This window comes from Psychrobacter sp. H26 (assembly GCF_059073035.1).
In genome coordinates this window covers 170,312-185,295 of sequence record NZ_JCACRW010000001.1, presented here as the reverse complement: position 1 = coordinate 185,295, position 14,984 = coordinate 170,312, and the positions used below count along the sequence as shown (strand labels likewise).

The 14,984-nt window shown below is 42.5% G+C and carries 14 protein-coding genes; 10 read left to right on the top strand and 4 right to left on the bottom strand.

Annotated elements, in window-relative coordinates; genetic code table 11:
- Positions 1-62: 62 nt before the first annotated feature.
- The gene (ppsR, locus tag AC5JPT_RS00950; protein ID WP_443524279.1) at positions 63-959 is read right to left on the bottom strand and encodes a posphoenolpyruvate synthetase regulatory kinase/phosphorylase PpsR; all 897 of its coding nucleotides are present in this window, start codon (positions 957-959) and stop codon (positions 63-65) included.
- A 627-nt stretch (positions 960-1,586) separates the two neighbouring features.
- On the opposite strand from ppsR, the gene ppsA reads away from it, so the two are divergent.
- The 8 genes from ppsA to AC5JPT_RS00910 all read left to right on the top strand — a co-directional run bounded on the left by ppsA (position 1,587) and on the right by AC5JPT_RS00910 (position 10,348).
- A complete protein-coding gene (gene ppsA, locus AC5JPT_RS00945) occupies positions 1,587-3,971 on the top strand; it encodes a phosphoenolpyruvate synthase (RefSeq protein ID WP_493856739.1) in 2,385 nt (794 codons plus the stop codon).
- A 169-nt stretch (positions 3,972-4,140) separates the two neighbouring features.
- On the top strand, positions 4,141-5,124 hold the full coding sequence (locus tag AC5JPT_RS00940) for an RDD family protein (RefSeq protein WP_493856738.1): 984 nt from the start codon (positions 4,141-4,143) through the stop codon (positions 5,122-5,124).
- A gap of 293 nt (positions 5,125-5,417) precedes the next feature.
- On the top strand, positions 5,418-5,822 hold the full coding sequence (gene rpsF, locus AC5JPT_RS00935; protein ID WP_101205443.1) for a 30S ribosomal protein S6: 405 nt from the start codon (positions 5,418-5,420) through the stop codon (positions 5,820-5,822).
- Positions 5,823-5,838: 16 nt separating this feature from the next.
- Positions 5,839-6,069 carry a 30S ribosomal protein S18 gene (gene rpsR / locus AC5JPT_RS00930; RefSeq protein WP_010198808.1) on the top strand — a complete coding sequence of 77 codons (231 nt, stop codon included), beginning with the start codon at positions 5,839-5,841 and terminating at the stop codon, positions 6,067-6,069.
- A gap of 20 nt (positions 6,070-6,089) precedes the next feature.
- Complete coding sequence (gene rplI / locus AC5JPT_RS00925; RefSeq protein ID WP_493852668.1) at positions 6,090-6,596, top strand: 50S ribosomal protein L9; 507 nt, start codon at positions 6,090-6,092, stop codon at positions 6,594-6,596.
- A 352-nt stretch (positions 6,597-6,948) separates the two neighbouring features.
- Positions 6,949-7,188, top strand: coding sequence for a hypothetical protein (locus tag AC5JPT_RS00920; RefSeq protein WP_493843409.1), 240 nt, complete (start codon positions 6,949-6,951; stop codon positions 7,186-7,188).
- Positions 7,189-7,741: 553 nt separating this feature from the next.
- Entirely contained in the window at positions 7,742-9,100 is a 1,359-nt protein-coding gene (locus AC5JPT_RS00915) for a GntP family permease (RefSeq protein WP_493856737.1), read from the top strand.
- Between the two features lie 111 nt (positions 9,101-9,211).
- Complete coding sequence (locus AC5JPT_RS00910) at positions 9,212-10,348, top strand: glycerate kinase (RefSeq protein ID WP_493856736.1); 1,137 nt, start codon at positions 9,212-9,214, stop codon at positions 10,346-10,348.
- A gap of 103 nt (positions 10,349-10,451) precedes the next feature.
- On the opposite strand, the gene AC5JPT_RS00905 is transcribed toward AC5JPT_RS00910, so the two are convergent.
- Positions 10,452-11,321 (bottom strand): LysR family transcriptional regulator, encoded by an 870-nt coding sequence (locus AC5JPT_RS00905; protein ID WP_493856735.1) that lies wholly within the window; start codon positions 11,319-11,321, stop codon positions 10,452-10,454.
- A 108-nt stretch (positions 11,322-11,429) separates the two neighbouring features.
- Between AC5JPT_RS00905 and AC5JPT_RS00900 the strand changes: the two genes are divergently transcribed.
- Together AC5JPT_RS00900 and AC5JPT_RS00895 are read left to right on the top strand one after the other, a co-directional pair.
- Entirely contained in the window at positions 11,430-11,930 is a 501-nt protein-coding gene (locus tag AC5JPT_RS00900; RefSeq protein ID WP_101205448.1) for a lactoylglutathione lyase family protein, read from the top strand.
- A 208-nt stretch (positions 11,931-12,138) separates the two neighbouring features.
- Positions 12,139-12,951, top strand: a complete 813-nt coding sequence (locus AC5JPT_RS00895; RefSeq protein ID WP_493856734.1) for an enoyl-CoA hydratase — start codon at positions 12,139-12,141, stop codon at positions 12,949-12,951.
- Positions 12,952-13,056: 105 nt separating this feature from the next.
- On the opposite strand, the gene AC5JPT_RS00890 is transcribed toward AC5JPT_RS00895, so the two are convergent.
- Together AC5JPT_RS00890 and AC5JPT_RS00885 are read right to left on the bottom strand one after the other, a co-directional pair.
- Positions 13,057-13,395: a RidA family protein gene (locus AC5JPT_RS00890; RefSeq protein ID WP_493858402.1), complete on the bottom strand. Its 339-nt coding sequence runs from the start codon at positions 13,393-13,395 to the stop codon at positions 13,057-13,059.
- Positions 13,396-13,454: 59 nt separating this feature from the next.
- Positions 13,455-14,702 carry an NAD(P)/FAD-dependent oxidoreductase gene (locus tag AC5JPT_RS00885; protein ID WP_319050199.1) on the bottom strand — a complete coding sequence of 416 codons (1,248 nt, stop codon included), beginning with the start codon at positions 14,700-14,702 and terminating at the stop codon, positions 13,455-13,457.
- Between the last annotated feature and the right edge of the window lie 282 nt (positions 14,703-14,984).

Sequence of the window (14,984 nt, the reverse complement as noted above, 5' to 3'; positions counted from 1 at the left end):
TAAAGTATGGATATCTTTATTGCAATCTTGATACGTATTGCGCACTACAAAGTAATAATTTATCAGCCAATACGGCGCTTAAGACCAGTCATTTGCAAGATACGGGTGGCAATCTCTTCAACAGACATCTCCGATACGTCCAAGCTTGGAATACCATGAGTGATATAGATACCTTGTATCGCACGCTGCTCTTGCTGACATTGTTGATAGCTGGAATAACGACTGCCCGCACGGCGCTCTTGGCGGATTTTTACTAAGCGATCGGTATCAATGAGCAAGCCAAACAATTTATCTTTGTGCTCACGTAATGCTTTTGGCAACTGATTGTCGTACAAATCATCTTCGGTCAAAGGATAGTTTGCCGCTCGAATACCAAACTGTAATGCCAAGTATAGCGATGTCGGTGTCTTACCAGAACGTGACACCCCCACTAAGATAATATCTGCTGCATTATAGTGGCGAGTACGCGCTCCATCGTCATTGTCCAAAGCAAAATGAACCGCATCGATACGCTCTTTGTAGGTTTCAGAGTCAACGTCGTCGTGCGCATGACCAGAGTGACCATCTGGCTCAACGCCGGTTTCTTCTGCAACGCGTCCTATTAATCCCTCATACATGTCCAAGTTACAGCTGTGGGCTGAGTTGATTTTTTCGCGGATCTCTGAATTAACGATAGTATCGAACACCAGCGGCAGTGAGCCATCGCGCTGATAGGCCATATTGATTTGCTCGACTGCGTCTTCAGCACGCTCTAGGCTGTCAACGTATGGCAAGACACGCGTTTCAAAAGGCACTGAAGCAAACTGACTTAAAATAGCGCGACCCAATGTCTCAGCAGTAATCGCTGTGCCATCTGAGATGAAAAATGCCGTTCTGATGGCTTGTGAGCTGTCCAAGTTAAGTGCGTGATGGTTTTGGATAGTGGACTTGACTTGTTCAGATGGATTGCTTGAGTACATGACGTTGACACCTTGGTTGAAAACTCAATAATGATCTTCATTTAGCTTCTAGTGATGATTTGATAGCGTTTATCTAAATTTGGCGACTTAATTGAGTTACCTGATTAGCTATTTAAGTACTCAATGATTGCTCTTGAACGAGATACACAGCAGCATCTGTATCGCACATTGATAGAACCATGCACATCACCTATCTATGCGCTACATTATACGCATATTAAGCCCTTAATAGAAATCAATGTTACAGGCGCACACTTAGAACCAACACGGTTTTTCACGCAATCATTACCTTCAACTGACTACTCATTAAATGTTTTTATTACTGAACCTTTTATGTAGAAATAGAAGTTGTGAGAATACTCGAATACCGTCGCTCGAATGCACTCATCTTCAAATTTCTTGACAATTATAAGCACTCAACAAGCACATACCATTACTGATACTGTTGATATTTTTTGTGCTTTTAGAGAAAAAAACCTCAGCCACTTACCAAAATTTATGTGGCAATTCCTACAATTTGTGTATTTTTAACAAGTTTTTTGGTCAAACCCCTCGAAATCCTCATAATATGGCGGTATAATTCACCGTTATAATCTTTACTAAATAACCTTATTTTCTGGAGTTATCATGGCAGCGCAATCTACAGCACTTGTAATCAATCTTGATCAGCTAGGAAAAGACGATATCGAAATGGTTGGCGGCAAGAATGCCTCTCTTGGTGAAATGATCAGCCATCTATCTGATTTAGGCGTTAGTGTTCCAGGCGGTTTTGCCACCACTTCAAATGCTTTCAATCGCTTTTTGACAGAAACAGGCTTGCTTGACAAAATCAACAATGAGCTAAAAACACTAGATGTTGATGATGTTAAAAAACTTGCGGAAACAGGTAAAAAGATCCGTACTTGGATTATTGAACAAGAGCTGCCAAAAGATCTTGAGCAAGAAGTACGTCAATCATTTGAAACCATGAGTGGCGGCGAAGACATCGCGGTTGCTGTCCGTTCTTCTGCGACTGCTGAAGATTTGCCAGATGCATCATTTGCCGGTCAGCAAGAAACCTTCTTGAACATTCGTGGTATTGATAACGTCCTAATCGCTATTAAAGAAGTATTTGCCTCTTTATATAACGACCGTGCCATCTCTTATCGTGTACACAAAGGTTTTGAGCATGAAGGCGTTGCCTTGTCTGCGGCTGTACAGCGTATGGTGCGTTCAGAAACTGGCGCTGCTGGTGTTATGTTTACGCTAGATACCGAAAGTGGTTTTGATCAAGTGGTATTCATCACCTCAAGCTACGGTCTAGGTGAGATGGTTGTACAGGGCGCGGTTAACCCAGATGAGTTTTATATCTCAAAACGTCTGCTAGCTGATGGTAAGCCGTCAGTGATTCGCCGTAATCTAGGTAGCAAACATAAGAAAATGGTTTATGGTGATGAAGGCAGCACGGCTAAATCAGTGAAAACTGTCGATGTTGAAAAGCAAGAGCGTATGCAATTCTCTTTATCTACTGAAGAGCTGACCTCACTTGCAAAGCAAGCGGTAACCATTGAACAGCATTATGGTCATGCAATGGACATCGAATGGGCAAAAGACGGTGATAGCGGTGAAATATTTATTGTTCAAGCACGTCCTGAGACTGTTAAGAGCCGTCAAGACAGCAATGTCATGGAGCGTTATGTCATCGACACGACTGGCGCAAAAGTGTTGTGTGAAGGTCGCTCAATCGGTCAACGTATCGGTTCAGGTAAAGTGCGTATCGTTAGCAACCTAAACGAGATGGACAAAGTAGAAGAAGGCGACGTACTGGTATCAGACATGACTGATCCGGATTGGGAGCCAGTTATGAAGCGCGCTTCTGCTATCATCACTAACCGTGGTGGTCGTACGTGTCATGCGGCTATTATCGCGCGTGAGCTAGGTGTGCCAGCTATCGTTGGTTGTGGTAACGCCACTGAGTTATTGGTTGATGGTCAAGACGTGACTGCGTCTTGTGCTGAAGGTGATACTGGTTTCATTTATGAGAGCCAAATTGATTTTGAAGTACAGACCAACTCTGTTGAGTCTATGCCAGATCTTGCATTTAAAGTGATGATGAACGTTGGTAACCCAGATCGCGCATTCTCATTCACCCAAATGCCAAACGAAGGTATTGGTCTTGCACGTCTAGAGTTCATCATCAACCGTATGATTGGTGTGCATCCAAAAGCACTACTAAACATGAACAGCTTGCCACGTGAGATCTCACAAGCAATCCAAGAGCGTATTGCAGGCTATGCCTCACCTGTTGATTTCTACGTTGATAAATTGGTTGAAGGTATCTCAACCCTAGCCGTTGCCTTTATGGATCAGCCAGTTATCGTTCGTATGTCAGATTTCAAATCAAACGAATACGCTAACCTACTAGGTGGTAAGTTATACGAGCCATCAGAAGAAAACCCAATGCTTGGTTTCCGCGGTGCTAGCCGTTATGTCTCTGATAACTTCCGTGATTGCTTTGAGCTTGAGTGTAAAGCACTAAAACGTGTTCGTGATGAGATGGGTCTGACCAATGTTGAGATCATGATCCCATTTGTCCGTACCACTGACGAAGCAGCACAAGTAATTGAGCTACTTGAAAAGAATGGTCTAAAACGCGGCGAAAATGGTCTACGCGTCATTATGATGTGTGAACTACCAACCAACGCCTTACTCGCAGAAGAGTTCCTAGAGCACTTCGATGGTTTCTCTATTGGTTCTAACGATTTGACTCAGCTAACGCTTGGTCTTGATCGTGACTCAGGCATCGTCTCACATCTATTTGATGAGCGTGACCCTGCGGTTAAGAAGCTATTGACGATGGCTATTGACGCCTGCCGTAAACAGAACAAATATGTTGGTATCTGTGGTCAGGGTCCATCAGATCATCCAGATCTAGCATTCTGGCTCATGGAGCAAGGCATCAGCTCAGTATCATTGAACCCAGATTCGGTACTAGATACTTGGTTCTTCTTAGCTGGTGAAGAAGCACAGTAAGTCACTGTGTTAAGTGATCATTGTGTTAAGTAACTATATTGACTCACTATGCTAAGTCACAGTATTAAGTTACTGGGGTAATTCACACAGTCATTAAAGATACCACTATTAGGGTCTATTTGATTTTTTCAAATAGACCCTAATATAATGTGTTAAGACATGACTAACTATGCAGGCAATTATGCAGATTTTCCTTGCTCGAAATAACGTACAAGCTGGCCCATATGATTTGGATCAGCTGAATATTATGCTCGCCTCTGGTGAAGTACTGCTAGATGATTTGATGTGGCATGAAGGCCTGAGCCAATGGCAACGTGTAGGCAATCTCACCAACAACCAAGCGGCTTATAGACCTACTGCTAGTGGTCGTTCTGAAAACAACGATTCCATTATCAACAATGTAACCGTGTTTCCTGAAGACAATGCTAATAGTGCGAGTGGTCAAGAAGATAAGTCTGTCTCACTAGATAGGTTGTACGGCAAGCCTGAACGTCCCAAAAGCGTCAAGGCAGATATGACGACCAATCGTCATCAAACGCCGCATAACAATGTATCGTTGAACAAATCCAATCTCAAAAAGACGGCCGCAGACAAAACCGTGGGTAACGTCGTGCTCGCGCCTATTATGTCGCGTGTATTGGCAACGGCATTAAATGGTTTACTTTATGTCTTAGCCATTTTGCCATTGGTCATGGCATTGACCAAATTGGATGTGGATTACACCAAGTTCCAAAACATCCAAGACATGGACGCCGCCTATCAATATTCAATGACGCTGATGGAAAGCCTTCCTAGTAGCACGTTAATGATGTCGCAAGTGATGGTATTTGGACTATTTGCTTTGCAATTGTTATTTATTGCCATGCGCGGTCAATCACTAGGCAAACTGATTACTGGTATTCGAGTGGTGGATCAAACCACGCATCGACTGCCTTCGTTCATCAAGCTTATTGGTACGCGTACATTACTGTTATTCATCATCTACAACTTGCTGTTTTCATTTACCAGCTTTTTAGGTTTTGTGATTATCGCTATTCATTATTATATGGCATCAAGAAACCCTCAGAATATGGGCTGGCATGACAAACTTGCCAAAACCTTAGTCGTCAAAGCGGACAGTAGCCAGTTAGAAAAAAAGTCTAAAACGAAGTAAATCTTTTTTATACTCGATTACCAATACTGTCTCTATTTTTTCTTGTGGTTACTATAAAAAAGCTGCGTATAACCGTGGCTTTTTTATTTGGCAGAGATTATTTATCCTCTTTTTATATCTTATTGGCAACAGCTTGGTGATTAACCTTTGTGTTAATCACCGAGTACTGTTATAATACGGCGCTTTATAAACTAAGCTTTTTTCTTATTATATTTTTAGGAATTAGGGCTTACCTTATAAATCTCCTTGCTATTAACATAGGGTTAATAGCTACTAATCCGTAAGGAGTCATAATGCGACATTACGAACTGGTGTTACTTGTACACCCAGACCAAAGCGACCAAGTGGTCGGCATGGTTGAGCGCTACATCAAGTTAGTTCAAGACAACAACGGTGTTATCCACCGTCTAGAAGATTGGGGCCGTCGTCAACTGGCTTACCCAATTAACAAGATTCACAAAGCTCATTACGTTCTTTTCAACATTGAAACTGACGGCGAGACTTTAGCTGAACTTGAAGAATTATTCCGCTATAACGACGCGATCATTCGTAGTCTAGTTATGCGCCGTGACGAAGCTGTCACTGAAGAGTCGCAGTTAGCCAAGAATGCCGATGAAAAACGCGCACGCAAAGCAACTACTCGTCGTCCAGACAATCGTGAAAACGATAATGACGACAACGACAACAGTGAAGACTAATTAAAGGAGAATACTCATGGCACGTTTCTATCGCCGTCGCAAATTCTGCCGTTTCACTGCTGAAGGCATCACTCACATCGACTATAAAGATGTTGAATTGCTAAAACAGTATATTAGTGATAATGGTAAAATCGTACCTAGCCGTATTACTGGTACATCTACTAAATATCAGCGTCAACTAGCGACTGCTATCAAGCAAGCTCGTTATTTATCGCTACTTCCATACACTGATAACCATCAAGGTTAACCGCTAACTAGGAATGACTCATGCAAATTATTTTGTTACAGCGTATCGTCAACCTTGGTAAACTCGGTGAAACTGTCGATGTAAAACCAGGTTACGGACGTAACTTTCTTATCCCTCAGGGCCGCGCTCTACCTGCTACTAAAGCTAACATCGAAAAGTTCGAAGCACGTCGTGCTGAGCTTGAAGCTGAAGAAGCAAAAGAGATCGCTGTTGCTCAAGAGCGTGCTGATGCACTAACTGACGTTAATGTTATCATGCGTGCTAAATCAGGTGACGAAGGCAAGCTATTCGGTTCTATCGGTACTCGCGATATCGCTGAAGCATTGACTAACTCAGGTCTAGAAGTTGACCGTGCTGAAATCAAGCTACCTGAAGGCACTCTACGTCAAATTGGCGAATACAATGTTGATATTCAGCTACACCATGACGTTACTGCTAGCATCTTAGTTACTATTCTTTCTGAAGATGGTAACAACGAAGATTCAGCTGACGAAGAAGAATCTGAAGAAGACTACTCTGAAGAGTAATTCTTTAGACAGTTAGATTTATCTAAAAAACCAGCAGCCTTGTGTTGCTGGTTTTTTTATTGTGTACGGTTTTTGATTAATTATAGACTAGTTTACTGTCGTCTTGCGCAGCGCTATTCTGATAGATCGAAATTCAATTCAATATTAGTCGGCTAAATATTAGTCGGTTATAAGTTACTTAAAAAAATACTGTCCTAACGGCGATGTTACCTATGTAATGATATAGCAACTATTTGCTACAACTACCTTAAAAATGGTATACCAAACAATAAGATAGTGCCTATATAATCGTCTTTATTATCAACAGCAGGATTGATATTCTGCTGTTTTATTTACAACAGGGCGCACAAGTATGAAAGACAATGAAATATACACTGATGATAAGCTTCTATGTATTCAAGGCAATGATATTTACCTAGAAGGTGAAATTTATACAGTAGGCAGAATCGTCAATGACAAGTACTTCCAACTATTGACGAGTGATAATGACGATCATTGGTATGCCACTCACGACGAACAAGGTATTCATGTGAGTTTTGATACAACGATATCAACCACGCCAAACAAAGCGTTTTTCGATAAAATCGCGTAGTCATATGTAGGTGTTCGTTGATTCAATACCATATCGCTTAAATACCGCTTGTTCATACCTTGTTTTGGGCTAAAACTTTGATATGAGTATTGCGTTAGACATTATCTCTTATCAGTACAAACTGGTCACTACATGTGGCCAGTTTTTTTTGCCCTATCTATATAACCTATTCTAATAAAATAGACCTCAATAGTTTCGATGCAATGAAATACTTTGAACAAACGTTGATTTTCTTTTAGAATGGCTTTAATAAACAGTAGTCCGATACAGCCATATTATTTTTCAATATGGCATGGATAGAAATAGCACTATATTTCTGCTGAATATATTTCCTAGTAGCCGCCATTTGCTATAGAATATGCCCCTTCAAAATTTCGTATCGTTATTCATGTTTATAATCAGTTCAAGATGACTCATATAAAAACCTGTGCAAATAAGATTCCTGCCACTATGACATATAGTCTGAGCAGCGCTGATGCCGTATATGATTTATATAAAATTGACTGTATTTGTATTAATAATCCATTAAGTTCTAAACCATATTGAGACAGTGATGATTGTATTTTGGCTTGTACTGACCATTCTTTTTATTATTTTCGCTACTGCGAAACTGAAGTGGCATCCTTTTTTAGTATTGATTCTATCTGCTTTTTTGGTCGCGCTATTTTATCAAGTACCGCTCAATACAGTCGCAAAAACAATCTCTGATGGTTTCGGTGGGATTTTAGGATACATCGGTCTAGTTATTGTATTTGGTACGATTATTGGTTTAATCCTTGAAAAGACAGGCGCTGCTATCGTAATGGCAGAGTCAGTGATCAAAGTGTTGGGACCGCGCTTCCCTACGTTGACCATGTCTATTGTTGGTGCGGTGGTATCAATACCTGTGTTTTGTGACTCAGGCTATATCATCTTGAACTCTCTAAAAGAATCTCTAGCTGAGCGCTTGAACGTCTCAAGTGTGGCGATGAGTATTGCTTTGGCAACGGGTCTATATGCTACTCATACTTTCGTACCACCTACTCCAGGTCCAATCGCGGCGGCGGGGAATTTAGGACTAGAGTCCAACTTGGGTTTGGTCATCATGGTCGGTGTGGTCGTGACAGCAGTTGCAGTACTAGCTGGCTGGTGGTGGTCTAACCGTTTTCTCAATGCAACACCTGACAACACAAACGAGGCTAACGCGCCAGCAGCAGCAATGCCTGAAGGCATGAAAACTCGTGATGATTATAGTCACTTACCGTCAGCGACAATGGCGTTTTTACCTATTATTGTTCCTATTATCTTGATCTGCTTATCTTCTATTGCTAATTTCCCAAGCGAACCATTTGGCAGTAGCATGGTAGCTGAGATTTTAATATTCATTGGTAACCCACTTACAGCACTACTAATTGGCTTATTCTTATCGTTCTTCCTAATCAAATCAAGCCAAAAAACGCAAGAAATTAGCGATAGTATCTCACAAGGTTTGGTTGTTGCTGCCCCTATCCTGTTGATCACTGGTGCTGGTGGCGCATTTGGTGCCATGCTAAAAGTGACACCGATTGGCGATTACCTAGGTTCAACGCTATCTGCCTTAGGATTGGGTATTTTTATGCCATTTATCGTCTCTGCTGCGCTAAAAACAGCGCAAGGCTCAACCACAGTCGCATTGGTTACGACTTCTGCAATGGTCGCACCTCTTCTAAACCAAATCGGCCTAGACAGCGAGCTTGGTCGGGTATTCTGTGTGATGGCAATCGGTGCCGGTGCCATGACCATCTCACATGCCAATGACAGCTTCTTTTGGATTGTGAGCCAGTTTAGTCGCATGAGCGTGGCACAAGCGTACAAAGCTCATTCAATGGCCACTGGTATCCAAGGTGTAACCAGCATCGTATTTATCTGGTTATTGACGCTAGTATTTATCTAATTCTAAGATTAGCTGTTTTTACAGACGTTTATTTGGCTGTTACTAAGTAAACGTTTTAAAACATGACACCATCGCAATGATCGTGTCATTAAGATATTCAAAGAGAGCCGTATGAAAATTTTGATTGCCCCTGACTCGTTTAAAGAAAGTCTAGAAGCGTTCGATGTCTGCCGTGCCATTCAGTCTGGTTTTAACCAAGTGTTTCCAGATGCTGACTATAAGCTGTTGCCAATGGCTGATGGCGGCGAAGGTACCTCAGCAGTATTGTCTTATGTATTGGGCGGACGCTGGAAAGAAGTCAGAGTACATGACCCATTGATGAGACCGATTACGGCAAAATATCTGTTATTGCCTGACGCGACAGCTGTTATCGAAGTGGCTCAAGCGTGCGGATTGCACCTATTGACAGCTGATGAGCGTAATCCCGTTGTTGCGAGTAGTTATGGTGTTGGAGAGCTGATCGAAAATGCCTTAGCAGAAGGTGCTAAGCGTATCGTCATTGGTCTAGGTGGTAGCGCAACCAATGATGCAGGTCTTGGTATGCTAATGGCGCTAGGCATAACATTTCATGATATCAATGACAGCTTACTTACTCATGGTGGCGGCGCACTTGCTAGCCTACATAAGCTCGATAATACTAGCCTTCATGCACAGATATCGGACACGGTATTTGAAGTTGCTTGTGATGTGACCAATCCACTCTGTGGTCTGCTGGGAGCAAGTGCGGTATTTGGCCCACAAAAGGGTGCTTGTCCAGAGCAAGTCAATACATTAGATAAAGCGCTCAGTCACTTTGCTACCATATGTGGACAGCATGGCTACGAAGATTGTCAATACGTTGAAGGCGCTGGCGCTGCTGGCGGTCTTGGCTATGCGATGATGACGTTCTTTAAGGCTCAGCTAAAGTCAGGCTTTGATACGGTTGCCGAAGTGGCTCACCTGTCACAGCATATCGCAGATGCTGATCTCGTCATCACTGGCGAAGGTAAGCTCGATGCGCAAACCGCTATGGGTAAAGTGGCAGGCGGTATCAGCCAAATCGCTAAGGCTAGCCGCACACCTGTCATCGCTATTTGCGGCAGCGTCGATGGACTAAAACCTGCCCAAACTAGCCAGTTCGATGTGGTTATGCCGAGTATCCAAAAAGTCGATACGATCGATAATGTGTTAGGCTCTGCTTACAACAATATTGAGACTACTGCTGCTAATATTGCTGCAAGTATTAAGCTGGGCCAAAGCCTAAAGTAGCGCAACGCTCTCAAATCCATAGCTTGCACTAAACGTAAAAATATTAGATGCACCGCTCCTATATACCTGCTAGCGGTGCATTTAAGATTGACCCTCAACATATCTATAGCCATTTTTTGATATCATCAATGACCGTATGCATTCTATTAGAGAGTACCTGCTGTCGTCTGACTGCCAAATATAGCGTTTCGCTAACGGCAACTGGTAAAGCATGGCTGTTGATGAGCTCAGGCTTTGAGTAAGCAGCTACTGCATGTGCAGGTAAAACCGTAAAGCCTATTCCTCTGCTGACAGGCTCTAGAATCAGACCAATCTGATTAGAAAATCCTTTTTTCTTAAAATCATTGATATGCTGAAATTGTTCATAGTTGGCAGTCAGTAGCATGCCTGCATGATGGGCACCATCCGGATGATCAATAAATCCAAGCTGGGTAAGCTGCTCCCAGCTAGGCTCGATTGTCGTCGCAGGTGTCACCAGTATCAATGCTTCTTGCGCCATAGGTTTGCAACTAACCGTTTCATCATCTGAGATATCCGTCATAAAACCCATATCAATCTCATGGTTGGCAAGTGCTTGCTCAATATCTGAGTTGGGTGCAAAACGATAATCAATCACCAGCTGTGGGTGTTGCTGCTGTAGATTTAGAAGCTTTGGATATAGCTTAAGCCCTACACTACCCGGTGACATTAGCCGTACCAACCCTTCATAAGGCGGGTCTTCACCGATACGTTGCTCTAAATTTGATAGACGCTGCAATATCTCGCCTGCTTCTTTATAAAGCTGTTCACCTGCATTGGTCAGTGAGAACTGCTTACCTTGTCGAATCAACAAATCCGTATCCAACTGCTCCTCTAACTTACGTATGTGCTGACTCACGCCCGACTGCGTCATGTATAAGCGCTCAGCGGTACGCGTAAAGTGCCCGACCTCAGCAAGCGTGCAAAAAGTACGTAGCCATGCGATGTTTATCATTACGTTTCATACTTATTTATATAATATTTGATAATTTTACATAATTAACCTGTATTTGTATACTGGCTCCACGTTAAAGAAAACGCACATTAAACAGGAGCACAAACTATGAATAACGTCTATCCAAGAAGCTTTTCGCACATTGGTCTATCAGTCCCAGACCTAGATGCTGCCGTAAAATTTTATACCGAAGTGATGGGTTGGTACACCATCATGGAACCAACTGAGATTGTCGAAGATGACAGTCCGATTGGTGAGATGTGTACTGAAGTATTTGGTGCAGGTTGGGGAAGCTTTCGTATCGCTCACCTATCTACTGGTGATCGCATCGGTGTCGAGATTTTTGAATTTAAGAATCAAGAAAACCCTGAAAATAACTTTGAATACTGGAAAACGGGCATCTTTCATTTCTGTGTTCAAGATCCAAATGTTGAAGAACTGGCTGAGCGTATGGTTGCCGCAGGTGGTAAAAAACGTATGGAAAAACCGCGCTACTACTACCCTGGCGAAAAACCGTATCGTATGATCTATATGGAAGACCCGTTCGGTAACATCGTCGAGATATATAGCCATAGCTACGAGCTTATCTATAGCGAAGGCGCATACTAGGTTCAGCACAAATACAGCTTAGTATGAACTTAACTTAGTATAGATTTAGCTTATATCTGACTGAAAAACCAATAGCGTACTCATTATCTGAGTACGTTATTTTTTTGTGGGCTTTCTATGTCATTCATCTACTGTATAGAATATAAGCCATGCTACTATTTAGTTAATTATATAAAATTCTAAACCAACCCATTATCAAGGATGATACATGACTCAATTAGGCACCACTCTAGATAGAGACGACCTTTTGGTGGTTAGAGAAGACCATAAAGAAACCGGCGTGGTCACTCTCACCTTAAACCAACCCAAACAATTCAACACCCTATCCGTGGAAGTTCTGTCTACCATGCAGATAGAGCTAGACAGTATCGCATCAGATGACACGATTAGAATTGTCGTCATTCAAGCGACAGGCAAGGCATTCTGTGCGGGTCATAATCTAAAACAAATGCGCGCACGCGACGATGAAGCGTTTCACCGTGCCCTATTTCAACAATGCAGCCAGATGATGCTTACCATCAACCGTATGCCGCAAGTCGTTATCGCAAAAGTACAAGGTATTGCCACTGCGGCAGGATGTCAGCTGGTTGCAGCTTGTGACTTGGCCGTTGCCGCTGATGATGCGAAGTTTGCCACCTCTGGAATAAATGTGGGGCTATTTTGCTCCACGCCTGCCGTTGCGGTCAGTCGAAATTTACCTCGCAAGCAAGCGTTTGAGATGCTGATCACAGGAGAATTTATCGACGCGCACACTGCCTTACACTATGGGTTAATCAATCGAGTAGCGCCAATAGCGCAGTTAGATCAAACACTACAGTCACTGATAACGGCCATCACTGCCAAGTCTCTAGTAGCAGTAACAACGGGCAAGGATATGTTTTATAAGCAACTGGGTATGAGCGTTGAAGACGCTTATGACTATGCTAGTGAAGTAATGACGGGCAATATGATGGCAGACGATGTGGGTGAAGGGATTGATGCTTTTATTGAGAAGCGCCAAGCGGTATGGAAAGGGTGCTAATAGTCATATCAATAATTAAACTAATTTATTATAAAGCATAAAAAAGCCACGATATTGCTATCATGGCTTTTTTTACTGCTTGGCTAAAGGTGCTGCAAGCAGTCTTTACTCAGCAGCGATGGCAATCATCTCAACCAATAACTCAGGACGTGCCAGTGCTGATTCGCCGCAAGCGCGCGCTGGTGGCTCGATGCCTTCAAACCACTCGTCATAAACTTCATTCATAGCTGCAAAGTCCGCCATGTCTTTGATCCAAACCGTTACTGAAAGCAGTTTTGATTTATCACTACCCACTTCTTCTAATAGCGCTTGGATCTTTTCCAAACACGTTAATGTTTGCGCTTTGATATCGTCTTCTGCATTACCGACCTGACCACATAAGTAAACGGTCTGGTTGTGGACGACGATTCTGCTCATGCGCGGGGTGCTATGTAATTTCTTTATCATGTTATCTACCTTTAATTTATTAATTTAAAATAGTGCTAAATTTGCTAGACGCGCTTTTAATTAGAAAAACGCTGTGCACTAAATGGTGCCAAATCTACCAATGCCGGCTTATCGTGAATCATCTCTTCGACGAGACGCCCTGTCATTGGCCCTAAAGTGAAGCCTTGATGACTGTGACCAAACGCAAACCATAGTTTGTCATGCTTATCTGCAGGACCGATGACAGGCTTCATATCTGGCATACAAGGACGTGATCCTGCCCATGCTTCACTTTCAACGGCATCTTCTAATGGCAAAATCTTCTTAGCAAGTTTCAATACGGTTTTTAACTGACCAAAGTTCTTTGGCGCATTCATCGTGGTCATCTCAGCACCAGTCGTGATACGGATACCCTGTTGCATTGGACCCATGACAAAGCCTTTGTCCATATCAAACATACTATGATTGATGGTGTTCTTATCTGTTACTTTAAAATGCTGATGGTAGCCACGCATTGGGAACAACGGCAAGTTATAACCCAGTGGTCTGATCAAATCATTAGACCATGGACCTGCTGCGATGACCAATTTATCACTGTAGTAGGTGTCTTTATCAGTGATGACTTTCCAGCCATCTGCGTCTTTGACGATTTCTTTAACGTCATTCTCTTTGATTGTACCCTGCATGTCTTGGAAGTTTTTTGCATAGGCTTTTACAAGCGAGCTTGGGTTTGATACTTGCCAAGAGTTTTTCCAATGAATTGCACCAACGAACCCTTCAAAATTGGCACTAGGCTCCATGGCCTTGAGTTCTTCAAGGTTCAGTACGTTATGCTCAACACCTTGGTTGCGCGCATCGATGGCTGATACTTGGGCTTCTTTGAACGTCTCTTCCGAGCGATGCAATTGCAACCAACCGTCACGAGTAATGAGCTCGTCAGCACCAGAGGCGCTGATCATAGTTTGGTGCTCACTGGTACAATGCTCAATCAGCGTCTGCCACTCAGATTCGATTTGTTTAACAGATGCTGGCGTAGAGTATTTCCAGTACTGTAATAGCGCTTGGTGATAACGCAAAATAGCTGGTATACGGTAGCGAATATCAGTACCTTGGTTCGGCAATACTCTAATCATCTCTGTCAGCTGACGCGGAAAAGGATGCGTATGAATCGCTTCGCGCTGAATCAATCCTGCATTGCCATACGAGGTCTCTGAACCTGGCAATTTCTTATCTAAGAGTAATACATTTGAGTTATTTTTTTGTAGATGCCACGCGATTGACGTGCCAACCATACCTGCACCGATAACGATCACTTCGTAGCGCATAACCTATCCTTTTCTTAGGGTGTTAATACAGAGTATCAAATATAAGGGTCGAACCGAATTAGGTGCTAATAGTAACGCATTGGGCTAAATATGAAACCCTTATCTGAAAAATATTTTCGCCATTAAATACTTTTAGTTATGCCTTTATTGGTAGAGTATTTTCAAAAGGAATAACTGAGGTGTGGCATGGTTATCTGGTTATAAAAATGGGAGGAAATAAGCTAAAAATCAGCACGAATTTCTACTGTAGATCTCATGTGATATAAAAATACGCTCTCCTCC

Bases quoted from the DNA above. Each gene is read 5' to 3' on its own strand.
- AC5JPT_RS00910 (WP_493856736.1), top strand. From the start codon at position 9,212: ATGAAAATTTTGATTGCCCCTGACTCGTTTAAAGAAAGTCTAGAAGCG.
- AC5JPT_RS00940 (WP_493856738.1), top strand. From the start codon at position 4,141: ATGCAGGCAATTATGCAGATTTTCCTTGCTCGAAATAACGTACAAGCT.
- rpsF (WP_101205443.1), top strand. From the start codon at position 5,418: ATGCGACATTACGAACTGGTGTTACTTGTACACCCAGACCAAAGCGAC.
- rpsR (WP_010198808.1), top strand. From the start codon at position 5,839: ATGGCACGTTTCTATCGCCGTCGCAAATTCTGCCGTTTCACTGCTGAA.
- AC5JPT_RS00915 (WP_493856737.1), top strand. From the start codon at position 7,742: ATGATTGTATTTTGGCTTGTACTGACCATTCTTTTTATTATTTTCGCT.
- ppsR (WP_443524279.1), bottom strand. From the start codon at position 959: ATGTACTCAAGCAATCCATCTGAACAAGTCAAGTCCACTATCCAAAAC.
- AC5JPT_RS00895 (WP_493856734.1), top strand. From the start codon at position 12,139: ATGACTCAATTAGGCACCACTCTAGATAGAGACGACCTTTTGGTGGTT.
- AC5JPT_RS00900 (WP_101205448.1), top strand. From the start codon at position 11,430: ATGAATAACGTCTATCCAAGAAGCTTTTCGCACATTGGTCTATCAGTC.
- AC5JPT_RS00905 (WP_493856735.1), bottom strand. From the start codon at position 11,321: ATGATAAACATCGCATGGCTACGTACTTTTTGCACGCTTGCTGAGGTC.
- ppsA (WP_493856739.1), top strand. From the start codon at position 1,587: ATGGCAGCGCAATCTACAGCACTTGTAATCAATCTTGATCAGCTAGGA.
- rplI (WP_493852668.1), top strand. From the start codon at position 6,090: ATGCAAATTATTTTGTTACAGCGTATCGTCAACCTTGGTAAACTCGGT.
- AC5JPT_RS00920 (WP_493843409.1), top strand. From the start codon at position 6,949: ATGAAAGACAATGAAATATACACTGATGATAAGCTTCTATGTATTCAA.
- AC5JPT_RS00885 (WP_319050199.1), bottom strand. From the start codon at position 14,702: ATGCGCTACGAAGTGATCGTTATCGGTGCAGGTATGGTTGGCACGTCA.